General features: G+C 44.3%; 14 protein-coding genes and 1 pseudogene. 5 read left to right on the forward strand and 10 right to left on the reverse strand.

The window, feature by feature from the left end; genetic code table 11:
* Positions 1-34 precede the first annotated feature (34 nt).
* The 6 genes and pseudogenes from F891_RS08385 to F891_RS08410 all read right to left on the reverse strand — a co-directional run.
* A complete protein-coding gene (locus F891_RS08385) occupies positions 35-835 on the reverse strand; it encodes an alpha/beta fold hydrolase (protein WP_004729899.1) in 801 nt (266 codons plus the stop codon).
* Between the two features lie 136 nt (positions 836-971).
* Positions 972-1,238 (reverse strand): PAAR domain-containing protein, encoded by a 267-nt coding sequence (locus tag F891_RS08390; protein ID WP_004729900.1) that lies wholly within the window; start codon positions 1,236-1,238, stop codon positions 972-974.
* A 144-nt stretch (positions 1,239-1,382) separates the two neighbouring features.
* Positions 1,383-4,220: an RNA polymerase-associated protein RapA gene (gene rapA / locus F891_RS08395; RefSeq protein ID WP_034439398.1), complete on the reverse strand. Its 2,838-nt coding sequence runs from the start codon at positions 4,218-4,220 to the stop codon at positions 1,383-1,385.
* 143 nt (positions 4,221-4,363) lie between these two features.
* Positions 4,364-5,008, reverse strand: coding sequence for an RluA family pseudouridine synthase (locus tag F891_RS08400; RefSeq protein ID WP_034439401.1), 645 nt, complete (start codon positions 5,006-5,008; stop codon positions 4,364-4,366).
* Between the two features lie 133 nt (positions 5,009-5,141).
* Positions 5,142-5,849, reverse strand: a complete 708-nt coding sequence (locus tag F891_RS08405; protein ID WP_034439404.1) for a phosphopantetheine-binding protein — start codon at positions 5,847-5,849, stop codon at positions 5,142-5,144.
* Positions 5,850-5,972: 123 nt separating this feature from the next.
* A pseudogene (locus F891_RS08410) lies at positions 5,973-6,212 on the reverse strand (GlcG/HbpS family heme-binding protein); the annotation flags it as partial.
* Positions 6,213-6,437: 225 nt separating this feature from the next.
* Between F891_RS08410 and F891_RS08415 the strand changes: the two are divergent.
* Positions 6,438-7,670 (forward strand): transposase, encoded by a 1,233-nt coding sequence (locus F891_RS08415; protein WP_004730312.1) that lies wholly within the window; start codon positions 6,438-6,440, stop codon positions 7,668-7,670.
* 48 nt (positions 7,671-7,718) lie between these two features.
* Here F891_RS08415 and hemL read toward each other — a convergent pair whose 3' ends face one another.
* From hemL to F891_RS08430, 3 genes are all read right to left on the reverse strand, one after another.
* Positions 7,719-9,020 (reverse strand): glutamate-1-semialdehyde 2,1-aminomutase, encoded by a 1,302-nt coding sequence (gene hemL, locus F891_RS08420; protein ID WP_004729908.1) that lies wholly within the window; start codon positions 9,018-9,020, stop codon positions 7,719-7,721.
* Between the two features lie 38 nt (positions 9,021-9,058).
* Positions 9,059-9,679 carry a thiamine phosphate synthase gene (gene thiE, locus F891_RS08425; RefSeq protein WP_004729909.1) on the reverse strand — a complete coding sequence of 207 codons (621 nt, stop codon included), beginning with the start codon at positions 9,677-9,679 and terminating at the stop codon, positions 9,059-9,061.
* Between the two features lie 780 nt (positions 9,680-10,459).
* Positions 10,460-10,843 carry an Mpo1-like protein gene (locus tag F891_RS08430; protein WP_005104473.1) on the reverse strand — a complete coding sequence of 128 codons (384 nt, stop codon included), beginning with the start codon at positions 10,841-10,843 and terminating at the stop codon, positions 10,460-10,462.
* Positions 10,844-11,172: 329 nt separating this feature from the next.
* Here F891_RS08430 and F891_RS08435 point away from each other — a divergent pair, with 329 nt between their 5' ends.
* Both F891_RS08435 and F891_RS08440 read left to right on the forward strand, forming a co-directional pair.
* Positions 11,173-12,630 carry a CYTH domain-containing protein gene (locus F891_RS08435; RefSeq protein ID WP_004729913.1) on the forward strand — a complete coding sequence of 486 codons (1,458 nt, stop codon included), beginning with the start codon at positions 11,173-11,175 and terminating at the stop codon, positions 12,628-12,630.
* Positions 12,631-12,770: 140 nt separating this feature from the next.
* Positions 12,771-14,225, forward strand: a complete 1,455-nt coding sequence (locus tag F891_RS08440) for a CYTH and CHAD domain-containing protein (protein ID WP_004729914.1) — start codon at positions 12,771-12,773, stop codon at positions 14,223-14,225.
* 22 nt (positions 14,226-14,247) lie between these two features.
* Here F891_RS08440 and F891_RS08445 read toward each other — a convergent pair whose 3' ends face one another.
* The gene (locus tag F891_RS08445) at positions 14,248-14,880 is read right to left on the reverse strand and encodes a hypothetical protein (RefSeq protein WP_004729916.1); all 633 of its coding nucleotides are present in this window, start codon (positions 14,878-14,880) and stop codon (positions 14,248-14,250) included.
* Between the two features lie 111 nt (positions 14,881-14,991).
* On the opposite strand from F891_RS08445, the gene F891_RS08450 reads away from it, so the two are divergent.
* Complete coding sequence (locus F891_RS08450) at positions 14,992-15,393, forward strand: DUF3144 domain-containing protein (protein WP_004280011.1); 402 nt, start codon at positions 14,992-14,994, stop codon at positions 15,391-15,393.
* A 117-nt stretch (positions 15,394-15,510) separates the two neighbouring features.
* Positions 15,511-16,575: an amidohydrolase family protein gene (locus tag F891_RS08455; protein WP_004729918.1), complete on the forward strand. Its 1,065-nt coding sequence runs from the start codon at positions 15,511-15,513 to the stop codon at positions 16,573-16,575.
* Positions 16,576-16,654 lie beyond the last annotated feature (79 nt).

Genomic DNA, 16,654 nt, shown 5'->3' on the forward strand with positions numbered 1-16,654 from the left:
AGAGACGTAATCAACGTCCCTTTTTTTATGATGATTACAAAAGTGCGAGTTGGGTTTTGACCGCCTTTGCAGTGGCTTCCGGATACTCAAGTGGGAACATATGCCCGCCCTCGACCACAGAATAATTAATCCGATAAATCTTCTGCATCCCTTGTGGCAAACCCTGCTGATAAAACTGGCTCTGCTCAGCAGTCATCAGATGAATTGGCACTTCAGGCTGTCGGCGTGGTGTTCTCCACCACCAGGCGGGTACAGTCCGGAAGATTTCCGCTTCTATCTGTTTTGGAATAGTTAACGTCACCCCACCACGTTCAGGTTCTGGCTGAATGCCGCTCTCGATATAATCAGCAAAACACTGCTCATCGAAATTTTTAAATAAGCGGTTAAACCGGAGTGCTTCAATAGCATCCTGTTTCGATGACCAATGATCTTTGCGTTTTAGCGTAATTCCTGCGGGCGTATAGCGGTCAACACTTTTCAGATTCAGCTTTTTAATCAGTTCAAACATGGCGCTATTTTTTCCAATCACAAATGGTGGATCCATAATGACCAGTTTGGAAAATAGTTCGGGACGTCGATACGCCGCCATCAGGGTCACCAGACCACCAAAGGAATGCCCTAAACCAATCACCTGTTGCTGAGGAAACTGCTGCTCGATATCTGCAATGACTTCATCAACCAGATAACGCCAGTCTCGCGTAATTGGATATTGCGAATTCATGCCGATCAAGGGAATCGCTTTGACTTCATAGTCTTGCTGAAAATAGTCCAGAAACTTTTGGTAAGTTGCCGCAGGGATACCATTGGCATGAGTAAAATGTAGGGCTTGCTTCATTATTTTTTAAACGCAGTGCGTATTCATCCTGAAATCATCGAATGAGCTTACTGATCTATTCTTTCATTCGGCAGTGCAAAAATGCTCAAAGCATGACCTCAAAGTCATTTCTCTGTATTTCTTCAGAATTTAAAGTCTATTTCTGAGATACAGTCAAATGTTGCATCGGTAGAAAAGTCGCGCCGCAACTGGCCTTATCCCCCGCGATGACTATCGCTCTTCCTTTGACTGTAATTGATAAGTCGCTAGCAATGGCGGTGACCATGGTCTGGCATTTGGGACAATAATGCTTCATGCCATTTAAATGCACGGTGATACCATTGATCAAAAAAGTGGGTTCACATTCAGTCACCATGCCACCATGACTGGTCTTTGTGCCAAGGGTAATCAGTGCTTTTGACATACTTTGTCATTCTTATTATTCAATAGGCCAATTTTAAACAGGAGAAAAATAACAGGCCAGCATTCTCCGACAAAAAAATAATAAACCCGGATTTTGCCCATAAAAAAAGCAGCCCGAAAGCTGCATTTTTTAATGATTTAAAGCTTAAGGCTTGACCACGACCATCACCTGAATTGCTTCCGGTGTTACCGATAGACCATCCAGCAGGCTTAAACCTTCTTTCTGCAACTTTTGTAAACGTGCAATTTCATCTTCACGGATACTTGGATTGAACTGTTTCAGATAGGTCAGGCGATCAATTTCATATTGCCATTTATTGCCATAGACTTCTTTGGCTTGCTGCTTGAAGCCAGGCAATGCACTGCGTGCCAGTTCAAGTGCCTGCTGATAACGCGCTTCAATCACATCACGACGTGCTTTCACCACCTGACGGCAACTATTGCCATCCAAATGATGTAGATAAGGCTTCAGGATTTCTGGTGCAATCTTCTGGGAAAGATCCTGGCCTTTTTCACTGAGCAAGACACGGATTAACTGTTGCGGCAAGCTAGACGGCAAGTTCAATGCTTTCGGAGCCACCACATCGACCTTGAACCATACTTCAAGTAATACCGAACCCTGTGGCAGTGCTGCAGATTTTAGTACCGCAACGTTAGTGCTACCAAAGCCTTGCGTATTGATCATTTCCATCACACTTTCAGTGAATGGATGTTCCAGTGTCAGGTATTGCGCATCTTCGCGGATTTGTGCCTGATCACGATAGAAAGTCGCTGTAATCCCTTCTTCATCCAACGTCAAACCTTGAACCTGCATTTGATCGGTTGGCTTGATGATCACTGTACCGTTACTTTGCTCGTCAAAGTCGATATTCGTAGACGCCATAAAGCGCTTCATGAAAATCGGCAAAGTGGTATTGTCATCATAGTCTTCAAGCGCGTTGACAATTTCCTGTGCCACCACCGGACGGCAAGAGTTGTACTCAAGCAAACGGTCTCTACCTTCCTGCAATTCAGCTTCCAGCGCTTCACGTTGCACGCTAACTTCTTCCAGCAGGTCTTCAAACTCTTGACCTTTGTCTGCCAATAGACAGTCTTTCAAGCGAACAATAAAATTTTCTTGCAAGGTTTGTGCAGCTGGAGAAATATTGCTGAAGATATTCAGCGCTTCGTTATACCAGCGGAACATACGTTCTTGTGCAGTTCCCACCAGATAAGGCACATGAATCTGAATGCGGTTTTCCTGACCGATACGATCCAGACGACCAATACGCTGTTCCAACACGTCCGGGTTCGCAGGTAGGTCAAACAGAATCAGATCAGAGGCAAACTGGAAGTTACGTCCTTCTGAACCGATTTCCGAACAAAGAAGAATCTGCGCGCCATACGAATCTTCAGCAAAATAAGCTGCGGCCTGGTCACGTTCTAACAAGCTCATGCCTTCATGGAACATCGCCGTACGAATACCGGCATGTAAACGCAGTACATTTTCCAGCGCTTCAACCACTGGACCGCTACGTGCAATCAGTAAGACTTTCTTGTGTTTTAAATCGGTACGCAAACGCTCCATCAGCCACATCACGCGTGGATCGGCTTCCATCCACGAGCCATCTAGCTGGGCTTCTTCAGGCCACATTTGCTCACGTAATTTACCGTCTTTAGACCAGTGTTCTGGTGCCGGTAATGGTGCGGGCTGACAGTCACGTCCCGGGAAGCCCTGAATTGCTTCACGCGTATTGCGGAACAGAATACGGCCTGTACCATGACGGTCTAAAAGTTCGTGAATCGCACGGAAACGCTGTTCAGGATGATCTTCAATCGGATGACCTAACAAGGCCTCAATCGCAGTAAGATGCTCAGCTTCTAGCGGCAGATCTGACATCAGCACTTCTGCAATTTTAGCCGTATGCTGATATTGCGCTTCTTCATCGAGGAAACGATCCAGCGAGTTAAAACGTTGCGGATCAAGCAAACGTAGGCGTGCAAAGTGACTTTCCACACCGAGCTGTTCAGGTGTCGCCGTCAATAACAACACGCCCGGCGTATGTTCAGCCAGTTCTTCGACCAGATCATAACGGTCATTACCGCCATCTTCTTCACTCCACATCAAATGATGTGCTTCATCGACCACCAGCAAGTCGAAACCGGCTTCTAGTGCCTGTTCACGCAAATCTTCATGGTCGACCATCAAATCGACAGAGGCAATAATTTTTTGTTCGGTCAAGAACGGGTTTTGTTCAGGATCATGTTCTTTGATCGATGCAGTACGGGTCAAGTCAAACAGCGAAAACTCAAGATTAAAACGACGACGCATCTCGATCATCCACTGATATTGCAGTGAATCCGGTACTAAAATCAGGATGCGTTCAGAACGGCCGGTTTTGAGTTGTTGATGGATGATCAGACCCGCTTCGATGGTTTTACCCAGACCCACTTCATCGGCCAGTAATACACGCGGTGCAAAACGCTGACCGACTTCATGTGCAATATACAGCTGATGCGGAATCAGGCCGACACGTGAACCCACCAGACCACGCAGTGGACTGCTTTGCATATTGGCCTGCATCAGCAGTGCTTCAATACGCAGGTCATACCATTCTTTATAATCAACCTGACTGGCCAATAAACGATCTAAAGGCTTAGACAGCTGGATAGTCGCACCAATACGGGTTTCATTCAGCGATTTACGTTCTTCAGTTCCCTCTTCCAGAGTACGAACGACATGATAACGTACCACGCCATTGCGGTCTTCAACGGATTCTACAATCCACTGGGTGCCTTCCTGATCCTGTAATTCATCTTTCACATTAAATACGATACGAGATAAGGGTGCATTGCTGCGTGCATAGACGCGGGTTTCATCGCTTTTCGGGAATAAAATGCTGACCGACCGCTCATCAACATCAATAAGAACGCCTAAACCGAGTTCTGTTTCAGTATCTGATAACCAACGTTGACCAATAGCAAATTGCTGCAATTTTTCCACCTTTATCTTAAGTACAAGATTATGAATATTAGGCTCAATCACGAAACGTCATTGGAGCAAAATTCCACACCTTCAAGCAATGTATTTTGACATAAAGCCCACTAAAAAGTGAGCATAATTCACGCCGATTAAAGAAGTATTTCCTAGAACGGCGCCGGACAATAAAATTCGACCAACTGCTCTGTTTGAGGATGATAAAAACTCAAACGTTCCGCGTGTAAACATAGACGTGAGCTGAGCTGTTGCTGTTCGGGTGTCGCATATAAGGTATCGCCAATAATCGGATGTTCGAGATATTGCATATGCACCCGTAGCTGATGTGAACGGCCGGTAATTGGGATCAGTTTCACCCGGGTCACAGGCTGTCCCTGAATATTAAAATGTTCAATCGCCTGCCAATGCGTGATGGCCGGCTTATTATGTGCGGGATCTGCGATATGTAAAGGCGGACGACTTGGATCATACACGACTGGCACATCAATCGTGCCTTCACCTTCGAGTGTACCGGCGACCACAGCCTGATAGGTTTTATCGGTCTGGCGTTCCTGAAACTGGCGGGAAATAGTTTTTTGTCCCCATTTGCTCAGACCAAAGGCCAAAATGCCGGATGTATCGCGATCTAGTCGATGAATTAGTAAAGTTTTGGGTTCGAGTTTGACCAGACGGTTGATCAGGCAATCTTGTAAGTCTTCTGTTTTACCGGGAACTGTGAGTAAACCTGCAGGTTTGTGGATGACCATGAAATCGTCATCACGATGTATCAGATGTTCGGTTAGAAAATTACTCAAAGTTCAATCCCAGGCTGATCGCGAAAAACAAGGCGGCAATGATAGAAAGCTTAGCCAAGAATTACAATGCGCATTTATGTAAATGACGATGAAATTTCCGATTTAGCGCATAAAAATGCTCAATCGCAGCACATCAACCTAAGGATTGTAAAATAAAGCTTGCCAATTTATGCAAAGACGGATGCTTTAGCACATCTTCATAACGGATATTGGCACCATGCGCACGCCATACACCAACCAGACTCACCATCGCTACTGAATCCAGACCATAATTTTTTAGGTCGACATAGGGATCAATTTCCAAGGCATCCATATCCAGCTGTTCTGCGATAGCCAACATAATACCTTTGGTCGACAATACATATTCGGAAGGTGCGCTTAACTCCCATAAGCGAGTCAGGCTATAGGTATTTAAGTGATGTATCCCCTGTGCCGAAATATTTTCAATCCACTGAATATGCTGATCTTGATTTGACAATAAAATCGCATCATCAACCACACCGATTTGATCCGTCACACTCATCAGATGCGGCAAAATCTGTTTCAGCATTGGCGTGACCTGACCGGCAAAAATTAGTTGCGGATGCGTTGAGGCATATTCTCCCAATTGCTGCATGCCTTGCATCAGGTCATCACCATATAGATCAACAATGGGAATATCCAGTGCTTTGGCTTTATTGGTTACTTGGATCAAATTTGCCATCAGTGAACTGTCTTGTATCCCCTGCTGCATACGCAAGTTTTGCAATCCGACTAAAACCAAAACGGATTTAGAGGATGACAATTGCCATTTGGCTTGAGATAGGGCAAGTTGGATTTTTTTGGGCATGGGGTAAAGCATGGGAGAGGATTTTTCTAATCTATGCGAATATATACCTATGCTAGCGTAGATCTAGAAAAATGGTAAGTTCTAACCTCTACACTGATCCTAGACAAAATAATGGACAACCAGCCCCTCTAAACTTTTAATAATATCTTCAAACAACTTGGATGGACGGCGACTCATTGCAGAACATTTGGCTTTTTCGACGGCCAGATTTGCAGTCATCGGTGCTGCACCATCCATACGCTTCATCGCAAGCAAATGACCCGTTTCATCCACCACAGCAATACTGACATTAAAACTGTTCTGAATGGCATATTGATGGGCTTGATCTAATAAAAATTCAGCATCGCTTAAAGTCAAATAATGTTTGGTTTTCATTGATCTATCTCATCCTTTAATTTATCAATTTCAAATCTTATGATGTCTAATCCAAAGAATGAAATAAGCCCGATCACTCGGGCTTATATTCCCTCTCCTTTTAGGCATAGGTATCTACACAATTCCTGAACTTTGCGTTAAATTGAAGAGCATGCTCTTCAATTTAACATCTCTGGCCTGGATCAGCGTCTTGTCAAGCGCTATAACAGCCTTGTAAAGCTCAATATGAACCCTCTTGCTTCACTTGCTCCGGCAATCAAAGACCTGGCTTCTGCCCAAAAGTCGAGTTTCGCAACCACACAAGCGGTCTGGCGATTCCTGAATAATGACAAAATCTCTTTTAGTCAGTTAAACCAGCCAATTGAACATCTTGCATGTGAACAGATCAAGGCATCACCGCATCAATATGCATTGATTGTTCATGACTGGTCTCAGCTACAGTATGTGAAACACCATCATAAAATTCAGCGCCTGCAAAGAACCCATCAATATGATTCAGGCTATGAATTGCAAAGCAGTCTGCTGGTTGATGCAGCCTCGGGACTACCTATTGCGCCACTGGCGCAGACACTATCAGATGCCTCAGGCTGCTATTCCACATTCAGTCAACACTCTGCTGGGCGCAAATCTCATCTAGATTCACTTACCGAACAAATCAAAGTGATTGAACAATATCCCATTGAGAAAACATGTGTTCATATCATTGATCGTGAAGGTGACTCCATTGCCCACCTAAGGGAAATGAGCAGCCAGGGTTTTAAATGGCTGATTCGGGCGAAAGAAGGCCATCGAATTGAGCATCAGGGCAAAACATGCAAAGTTGCAGAAGCCGCAGAACGAGTAGAAACGCAGCAGGTCCAGCCGATTGCCTATAAAGGAAACCGGCATATGTTGCATGTGGGAGAAACTGCTATCCGGATAACACGTGCAGCAAAACCGAAGAGAAATGACGATTCAGGCCAACGGGTTGCTCCCCAGCCAGGGAGTGCGATTGAAGCCAGATTAATTGTTGCCGTAGTGAAAGATGATCAGGATAAGACCGTCGCAAGATGGTCACTAATCAGCAATGTTCCATCAGAGATTACTACGGTAGAGATGACGACCTGGTATTACTGGCGCTGGACAATTGAATGCTATTTCAAGCTGCTCAAGCAGGCAGGTCATGATATTGAAGCATGGCTTCAGACCAGACCTGAAGCCATTTTAAGGCGGTTACTGATTAGCTGTATGGCTTGTGTTTTAACTTGGCGAATCCAGCGTTCTGAAGATGAACACCATCAGAAAATTCGTGTATTTCTCACCCGTCTTTCAGGTCGGCAGCAGAAAAGAGGTAGGTTGGAAAGTGCACCTGCCTTATTGGCAGGGCTTTCGATTTTACTGAACACTCTTCAACTGCTCTCGGAATATTCAATAGATGAACTCAATGAGATAGCCACAATGGCATTAGGTATCTCATAGATGTGTAGATACCTATGCCTTTTAGGAGAGGGTCAGGGAGAGGTCGAATTATCCTTTCATCTCAGCAAAAGTTTCTTTAGCCGCTCGAATCGTGTAAGCAATATCTTCATCACTATGCGCAGCTGAAATAAAGCCGGCTTCAAAAGCAGATGGTGCAAGGTTTACGCCACGATTTAACATGCCATGGAAGAATTTACGGAACGCATCGACATCACATTTCAGCATAGAGTCAAAACTGGTGATATCTTCCTGATCGGTAAAGTAAAGACCAAACATACCACCGACTTGTTGCGTCTTAAACGGAATACCGGCTTCATCCGCAGCAGCTTGCAAGCCAACCAGCAGTTTCTCAAGTTGCGCAGACAATTTCTCATAGAAACCTTCAGCACGTAGATGTTTAAACATCTCAATTCCGGCACGCATTGCCAGCGGATTACCTGACAATGTACCTGCTTGGTATACCTTACCCAATGGTGCAATACATTCCATCACTTCACGTTTCCCACCGAATGCACCCACTGGCAGGCCTGCACCGATGATTTTACCCAATGTGGTTAAATCCGGAGTTACGCCGTAATGTGCTTGCGCGCCACCCAGTCCAACACGAAAACCTGTCATCACTTCATCAATAATAAACACTGAACCATGCTCATCACAGACATCACGAATCGCTTGCAGGAAACCGTCAATCGGTTTCACCAGGTTCATGTTGCCTGCGACTGGCTCAACAATCACGCCGGCAATTTCTGAACCAAATTTGGCAAAACATTCTTTTAAAGTCGCAATATCGTTATACGGAAGTGTCAGCGTATGTTTAGCAAAATCTGCCGGCACGCCTGCAGACGTCGCTTCTCCTTCACCACTGGTCAATAAACCAGAACCTGCTTTTACCAATAATGAATCCGAGTGACCGTGGTAACAGCCTTCAAATTTTACAATCTTGTCACGGCCAGTATAACCACGCGCTAAACGAATCGCGGTCATGGTCGCTTCTGTACCTGAGTTGGTCATACGAACCAGCTCAATCGATGGCATGATCTCGCAGATAATGTCTGCCAGTGTGGTTTCATGAACTGTGGGCGCACCAAAGCTCAAACCGTCTACTGCGGCATCCTGAACCGCTTTAATAATCGCTGGATGCGCATGACCCAAAATCATCGGCCCCCATGAACCTACATAGTCCACATAACGTTTGCCATCGACATCATACAGATACGCACCTTGGGCTTTTTCGATAAAGACCGGCGTCCCACCGACACTATTAAATGCGCGTACAGGTGAATTGACGCCACCCGGGATATGTTTATTGGCTTGTTTGAACAATTGTTCTTGCTTTGGAGATAAGCTCATGAAGGCACTCGACTCAAAATTAAATCAATCAAAAAATTTTATGCTGTAGCTTGAAAAAGCGCAGACCATTCATCTAAACGTTCAGGAATGGCATTCATAGGAAGTCCCAATATATCACTAATCACCGCGCAATAATCCGCACCTGACTCAATGACATCCTTGGAATTTTCAACCGTTAAACCACCAATGGCACATAAAGGTACATTCAATTTCTCTTTGGCCAGTTTTAAGGTTTCAAGACCAATATTACCCGCTTCAGGTTTACTATCAGTAGCATAAATTGCTCCAAATGCCACATAATTCGCACCATCGGCAATGGCCTGTTCAGCCAGCTCAAGTGAGTTATTACAGCTACGGCCAATCAACACGCCTTTAGGCAAACGCGCAACAGCGTCGACAATCGAACCATCATCCTGGCCTAAATGCACACCCACGCCGTATTTAACCGCCATTTCCAGATCATCATTAATCACGAAAGGTACAGCATATTCAGCACACATGGCTTTCATATACTCGATTTCGTAAATTTGATCTTCTTTCGCCACTTTTTTACGGCGATATTGCAAGACCGCAACACCACCATTGGCCATTGCACCTTCCAACTTCGCCAATAAAAGCTCTAATGGATCATCATTGGTAATTAAATATAAACCGCGCATCTTGCTCGCCACTTGCTAGGATGGCTCTATTATAGGCATAACTCGGTTTAATTGCCGCCATCTTGCTGTTTCTGAGACCAGGTAGCAACAGATTTGCAGTTTTTTAGCACAATTTATCAATTAAATCGTAAATATCACCATTTTCAGGGATATACGGACTTTCAAATCTGCGTTTTAATGGCCTTATAACAATAATTATAACGTGTTAATGCTTACGCCCTCCGACAAACGCTTTTAGGATTTTGCAGATAACTTGGTGGAGAAGTTGCAAAATTCTAAGAGCGATTTTTTTGTCTTTTTTTCGCCTGGCTCAAGCGTACTCAAATTAATTAATATTAAAAATACCCATTTTCAGGGATAGCCCAATCGGCACGAAGCGTCTTAAATAGCCTTAGACACAGAAAATAAACAGAAAAATAAATACCTGTGTTGGTAATACCCGATCCTTTCTGGTTTTGAGTCATTCGTTTGTGGGGAAACCTTTCAAAGCCAGAAAGGATCTTTTACTTTCAGCACAAATCCACATGAATTCTTCTATGAATATTTACACAATAGCATGAGCAAAATCTTGAACATTTATTGGTAGCAAACAGGCATAAAAAAAGCCCGGAGAAGGTCGCTCCAGGCTTGGAAAACTGATGTATTAATTAAAATATAATGGTTGATCAAAAAACCTAATCTGCAATACCATAATTATTAGAATAATAATTCTAGACTTGCAAGGCTTTTATCGAAATTTCATGCTTTAAGTGGGCACATTCCGATAAAAGTCATTCTGGCTTAACTGGAAATTTTATCGTATTTAAGGTCGATCAGACTGATATTACCACGCAGGACATCGGCAAACATGCGCCAGTCCGAGATAAAGCTATATACAGGCTGTTTGAAGCTGGCTGGTTTATTGCGCTCAAAGATAAAATGACCGACCCAGGCACAGGCATAGCCCGAGAGTAAACCATATGCAAAATATCGCGGCTTGCCTTGACGAATGGCTTTGGCAAAACAGTATAAACCGATGCTACTGCCGGCCACGTGCAGACGGCGGCTAATAATATGCCGATGCTCAGTCAAATAGAAGCGATAAAATTCATGATAGTTCTTAATCGGCATCTGGGGCTGAACCATCACCTCATTCTTACTTTCTGGTTGTACTTGTACATTCATCTGTCATCATCCTGACGTTTTTTGTTTTACCTTAGCGTATATTTTAGCCAAATAACAGCCTTTTGATGCGCGCTTCAATGCATCTTGCACATCCCCATGAAGGCCTGAATCCGATCGTTTTAGCCTAAAATGAACCGATGAAATCTAAGTTTCAAACTTCTGTTTAAGCTTTTTATGCTCAGTCAAGTCTTACATGCATTTTGATTTTGGTTACAATCTGCTGCGCACAAATCTAAAAATATAATTGCGGCTGCTGTCCGCCTCATTTTAAAACCTTATTCAAGTGAAGATTCAGTACTTAATTGCACTGAACAGATAGGATGATCATCATGGTTGAAGTTGAACTCAAGTTCCAAATTCCTGTGGCACGACGCACTGCGCTGCTCAAGGCACTTGATCCGAAAAAGTCTCAACAGATCCAGCTTCAAGCCAAATATTATGATACTACCGACCGTCAACTGGCCCGGCATGGGGTGGCACTGCGTCAGCGTCTGGAAGGTACACGTTGGGTGCAAACACTAAAAGCGGCCGGGAAAAGCCACATCGAACGCTTTGAACATAATCATGATCTAGGGGAATTAACCGCATCTCCTGAACTGGATTTAGATATTTATAAAAAATTTCCAGAAGCCGGGGCAATTCTCAGCAATGCGCTCAGCAATCAGTTCAACCAGCTCCAACTCCAGTTTGAAACCGATATTGCCCGTACGTTAAGAGTGATTGACTATGAAGATACCCAGATCGAAGTCAGCCTGGATATTGGACAGATCCGCACACAGGATGCTGAGCAAGAAGTACATGAAGTCGAGTTCGAACTAAAAAATGGTTCAATTCAACATCTGCTGGCCTTCAGTTTTGAATGGGTCAAGAAATACCAGCTCTGGCTCGATGTACGTAGTAAGGCCGAAATAGGCAATTTATTGGCCACTTCACAGCGCGTCAGTCCTGCGACCCTTAGCAAAGAATTTCAGATCAGCAAAAAAGACAGCGCCAGTAAAACCATGTGCAGTCTGATTGCACAGCAGATGCAGCATTTATTGCCGAATATCGCGGCGATTGCAGCTCAGGTAGCAGAGCAGGAACATATTGATCAGGCACGACTGGCACTGGATCACTTATATCTGACCTTGCTGCTGTTCAAAGACTGGCATCCACAGCTTTCGGACAAATGGGCACATCAACTGGCGGCCTTTAAGCAGCAATTTGAACATTTGCAACATTTACAGCATATGCAAAACAGCTTGGCCGGCTTCCTGCAAAATCCCACCACGGCAGAAAACCTGAGCAAAGATATTCTGTATGCGCAGGAGAAACTCGGTAATCTGGTCAAATCTACCCAGAATGTGCATCATTATCTGGAATTACTGATGTTCAGTTTAAATGAAAATGAGCATGCCTCGCTGGACTTGAAAACTGCTGCTCAAACTACCTTGCAACAGCAATATAAAGCTTTGCAGGAACAAATGAACCAGACCGATATCACTGATTTTGAAAGTCTGGATCAATTGTCGGGCCGGATTCAGGAGCTCAAATTCAGCTTTCCGATTTTAACCACGATCTATGATGTCAAAAATTTGCAGAAATACAGCAAAGCGCTGAACGATGCTCAACTGGCAGCCAGTGAATATCAAACTTTGGCCTCTTCTGCAGTTTATATTCAGCAGACCGAGCTGGAAGCAAGTGACTGGTTTGTGCTGGGCTGGCTGACCGCCAAGCAGGAAGTCTATGCGCAGAAACTGCTTGAAGCGACCGAACAGTTCTTGGTCAGTCGTAAATTCCTGAAATAAAAATATTGAAATAAATATCACAAGAAAAACTCAAAGCACGCCTTCTCTGGCGTGCTTTTTTGTTGCAGAAGCACATCACACCCCTGCCGATCTTTGGGCTATATTAATCTATAAAACCAACATCGCGGAGGAATGACCCGATGGCAGAAATAGAACTCAAATTCCAGATTCCGCCACAGTCTCGTGTGCAATTTGAACAGGACATCCAGAAACTTCAGCCGACTCGGCATCGTCTGTGTGCACGCTACTTTGATACTGAAGCGCAACAATTACAACAACATCAGATTGCCCTGCGGCAACGTCTGGAAGGCCAGCAATGGATTCAAACCCTGAAAGCAGCGACTGAACAACAATTTGAACGTTTTGAACTTGAGCATGAATTAAAAAGTCCTCCGGAACATTGTGATTTTCAGTTATATCGCAAACATAAACCGGCCAAAAAAATCCTGAAACAGGCGCTCGGTGATCTGGAGACACCGCTTATTCTGCAATTTGAAACAGATGTCGTACGGTATGTACTCACAGAAAGTCATCTGGACAGTAAGATTGAAATTGCCTTTGATGTCGGAGAAATTCGACACAATGATCAAGCCATCGATATTTATGAAGTCGAATTTGAGCTTAAATCCGGCCAGCTGAGTGAATTGATTGATTTCATTCAGCCCTGGGTTCAGCGTTATGCTTTGTGGCTGGATACACGGAGTAAATCCGAACGCGGTTATGCCTTATTACATGGTGAAGAGAATCTGCCGGTTCAGCATCAGCTTCCCTTAGTGCTTGAACAGAAAGATCAGATCATTACGATTTTGCAAAAGATTGTCGTCAATTGTTTGGCTCATCTTTTCCCAAATGCGATGGCGATTGCTGCCGAAAATTATAATAGTGATCATGTGCATCAGGCACGTGTCGCGATTCGGCGTTTGCGCAGCGCATTTAAAATTTTCCAGTCCGTGACCGAGCATGTGCAGCCAGAATGGCCGGAACAGCTGCGGGATATTTTTCAGCAACTGGGTTCTACCCGAGATCGCGATGCCTTGGCAGAAAGCCTGATTCCACAACTGGAAAAAGCAGGTTCCCCCTTACTGAAATTACCCCCACACCGACAAAAACAGCCAGATATCAGTGTGCTGTTCAGAAGTCCTGCTACCGTAGAACTAATGCTGCAACTGTTCAGCTTTAGCCAAGAAAAAACGGATAACAAAGCCAAGTCTTCACATAAGATTTTGTGTAAAGGCCTGAGCAAGCTGCACCAGCAAATCTGTCAGGATGCCGAGAACTATCAAGAACTGGATATTGAATCCCGGCATCGGACACGCAAACGGGTCAAACGCTTACGCTATAACGTAGAATTCTTGCAAAGCCTGTTTCCTGAAAAAGAGGTTAAAGCTTATTTAAAAGCCTTAAAACCCTTGCAAGAAAGCCTTGGGCATTATAACGACCTATTTGTTGCAGACGAATTATTTAGACCTTATGTCAAACAACAGGCCAAGGCCTGGTTTGTGCTAGGCTGGATAAGTGCGGAACAGCAGCGTTTGTCGAACGAAGCAGCAGAGCGTTTACAGCAGTTTGCAGAAAATACTAAGCCCTTCTGGTAAGACCGGGCTTGGTCAAACTGTGCTAGCGATATTTGCCGAATACTTTCCAGATATTATTGTCTGCCAGAGGATCGTTATAACTGTCGCTGCGTTGCTTGCGTGGCTTATCGCGTGCATCGACCAGTTCAAAATGTGGCTCAACACTCAGCACAATCCCATTCACATAAAAACGGGTGCGCGTATATTCGCTCTGGCCATGCTGAAACACATAAGTGCGTAAATCCACAAATTCACGGTGTGCCACCAAAGCTGCAGTATCGTCACTATCAAGCCACTGCCGCATGGCTGCAATCTGCTCGGGTTCGAACTGGCCGCATTTTTCGATCAGGCTGGCGACCCCACGAAAAGTTTTGGATTCCTTGGCGCGGGTTTTATTAATGCGAATCCGGTCAACATGAAAATAAAACAGCGGCAAGTTTAAATGACTCGGCAGATGGATCGCATCCAAGATTTCATCTTCCATAAAAGGCTGAAACAGATCCTGTGCCCTTTCAATCAGCCCGAGCCACTGGCTATAGTATTCATCTACCTGTGACTGGCTGCCATAATAAATCGGCAAGCCTTCAACATTGGCTAGATTTGCCGGTGGCCAAATATTCTGGCGCAATAAGGCAATATCACTTTTTAGGCTTTGTACTGCAATCGCATCCTGCATGGCATTCACTTTTATATGCTTAGGCTATTTTTTAGATTAAGGCAAAGGTTTAGTTTCTGCAAGGCTTTGCCTATAATTAACGATTGAGATTTTAGTGTTAGGAACAAATTCATGGTTCAAAAGATTGAAGCAACCGATGTAACCGAAGAAGAAGCGTTAAATGCGGCATTCTTTGAACGTGCTGATGAATTTATTCAACAAGCCAACGAGTTTTGTCGCGTAGAAAAAGGTTCACAGGAAAAACCGAGCGATAAGCGCGGTCAAGTCAGTGCGGCGATGTTATTTGGTACTGCCCGTTTCAATACCTGGGTGGCAGCGAATAACTTTAAAGATGGCAATGAAATGCGTGATGCCAAAGATCAGGTCATGTCTTATATCTTGCAGCAATTTCAAATGATGCTGGAAGATAACTATGATGAATACTGTGAACAGTTCGAAAACTATTTGCGTTTCCGTCACAATGAAGAGTTTCATGCCAACAAGCATAACCATGATCACAAGCACGATCATTGATTAAAATACGAAAAGCCCCGCGGGGCTTTTTTATTTGCCGTGATTTACTATATTGACTTTGAAATGATTTTTATCCTATATAAGTTGAATAATAAATAAACTAAAATAACGTATAGCATGCAGCAACTTCCCTTCCAGATCATTGACCCACATATTCACCAATGGGATCCGTACAACACCCCACACGCGGCAGCGCTCGCGGTCAAGCTGTTTGGCAAACATCCCAGACTGCTGGACAAAATGGAAAGACTGTTAAAACCCAAAGACGTCATTGAGACCATTGGCCTGACTCAGCACCTGACTGCACCTTATCTGCCTGCAAATTACAAGAAAGATGCAGGACATTATGAAATAGAGCAGATTGTGCATGTTGAAGCCAGCTGGCATGACCATAAAGGTACGGGGGTGGTAAATGAAACCCGTTTTATCGCTGGGCTTCCTTTTGATCAGCACATTATCCAATTGGGTGGAATTGTCGCCACGGCGGATCCGCGGCAGAAAAATTTTAAACAGTTGATTCAATTGCATCGCGAAGCTTCTCCCAAGTTTCGGGGCATCCGTAAAATGGCTGCAGTACATCCAGATAAAGGGATTCATGCCTGGACCGATGAACCGCATCTCTATCGCAACACAGATTTCCTGAAGGGCTTTGAAGAACTGGCCAGGCAAGATTTAAGCTTTGATGCCTGGGTGTACTCTACCCAGATTGCGGATGTTACTGCGCTGGCCAAAGCCTTTCCAAACACCCCTATTGTGCTGGATCATCTGGGTACGCCCGCAGGTTTATTTGGCAAAGTGGGCAAAGCTACAGGCAAGACCGAACAAGATCGCACCCAGATATTTGCGGACTGGAAAGATCAGTTGGCAGAACTGGCCGAATGCAAAAATGTATCGACCAAAATGTCTGGTCTGTTTATGCCAGTCTTGGGACATGATTTTCACACGCAGAAACGGCTGGCAAGTAAACAGGAATTAGTGGAACGTGCCGCACCCGTGATCCAGCATACTTTAGACTGTTTTGGTTCTGGGCGCGTGATGTTTGCATCCAACTTTCCAATGGACAGTGTCAGTAGCTCACTCACCAACATTATTGATGCCTTTAGCGATATTGTGCAGGACTACAATGAAAATGCCTTAAAGTCGATTTTTTATGAAAATGCTAAACGTTTTTATCGACTTTGAGTAGATGAGGACATGCTAAGTTGGATAACAGATTCCAGTCTAAATACGCCTTCAGGCAAAGGACTATGTATTTTACTCA

Origin of the sequence: Acinetobacter sp. CIP 101966 (genome assembly GCF_000369725.1) — a bacterium.
Taxonomy (GTDB): Bacteria; Pseudomonadota; Gammaproteobacteria; order Pseudomonadales; family Moraxellaceae; genus Acinetobacter; species Acinetobacter lwoffii_Q.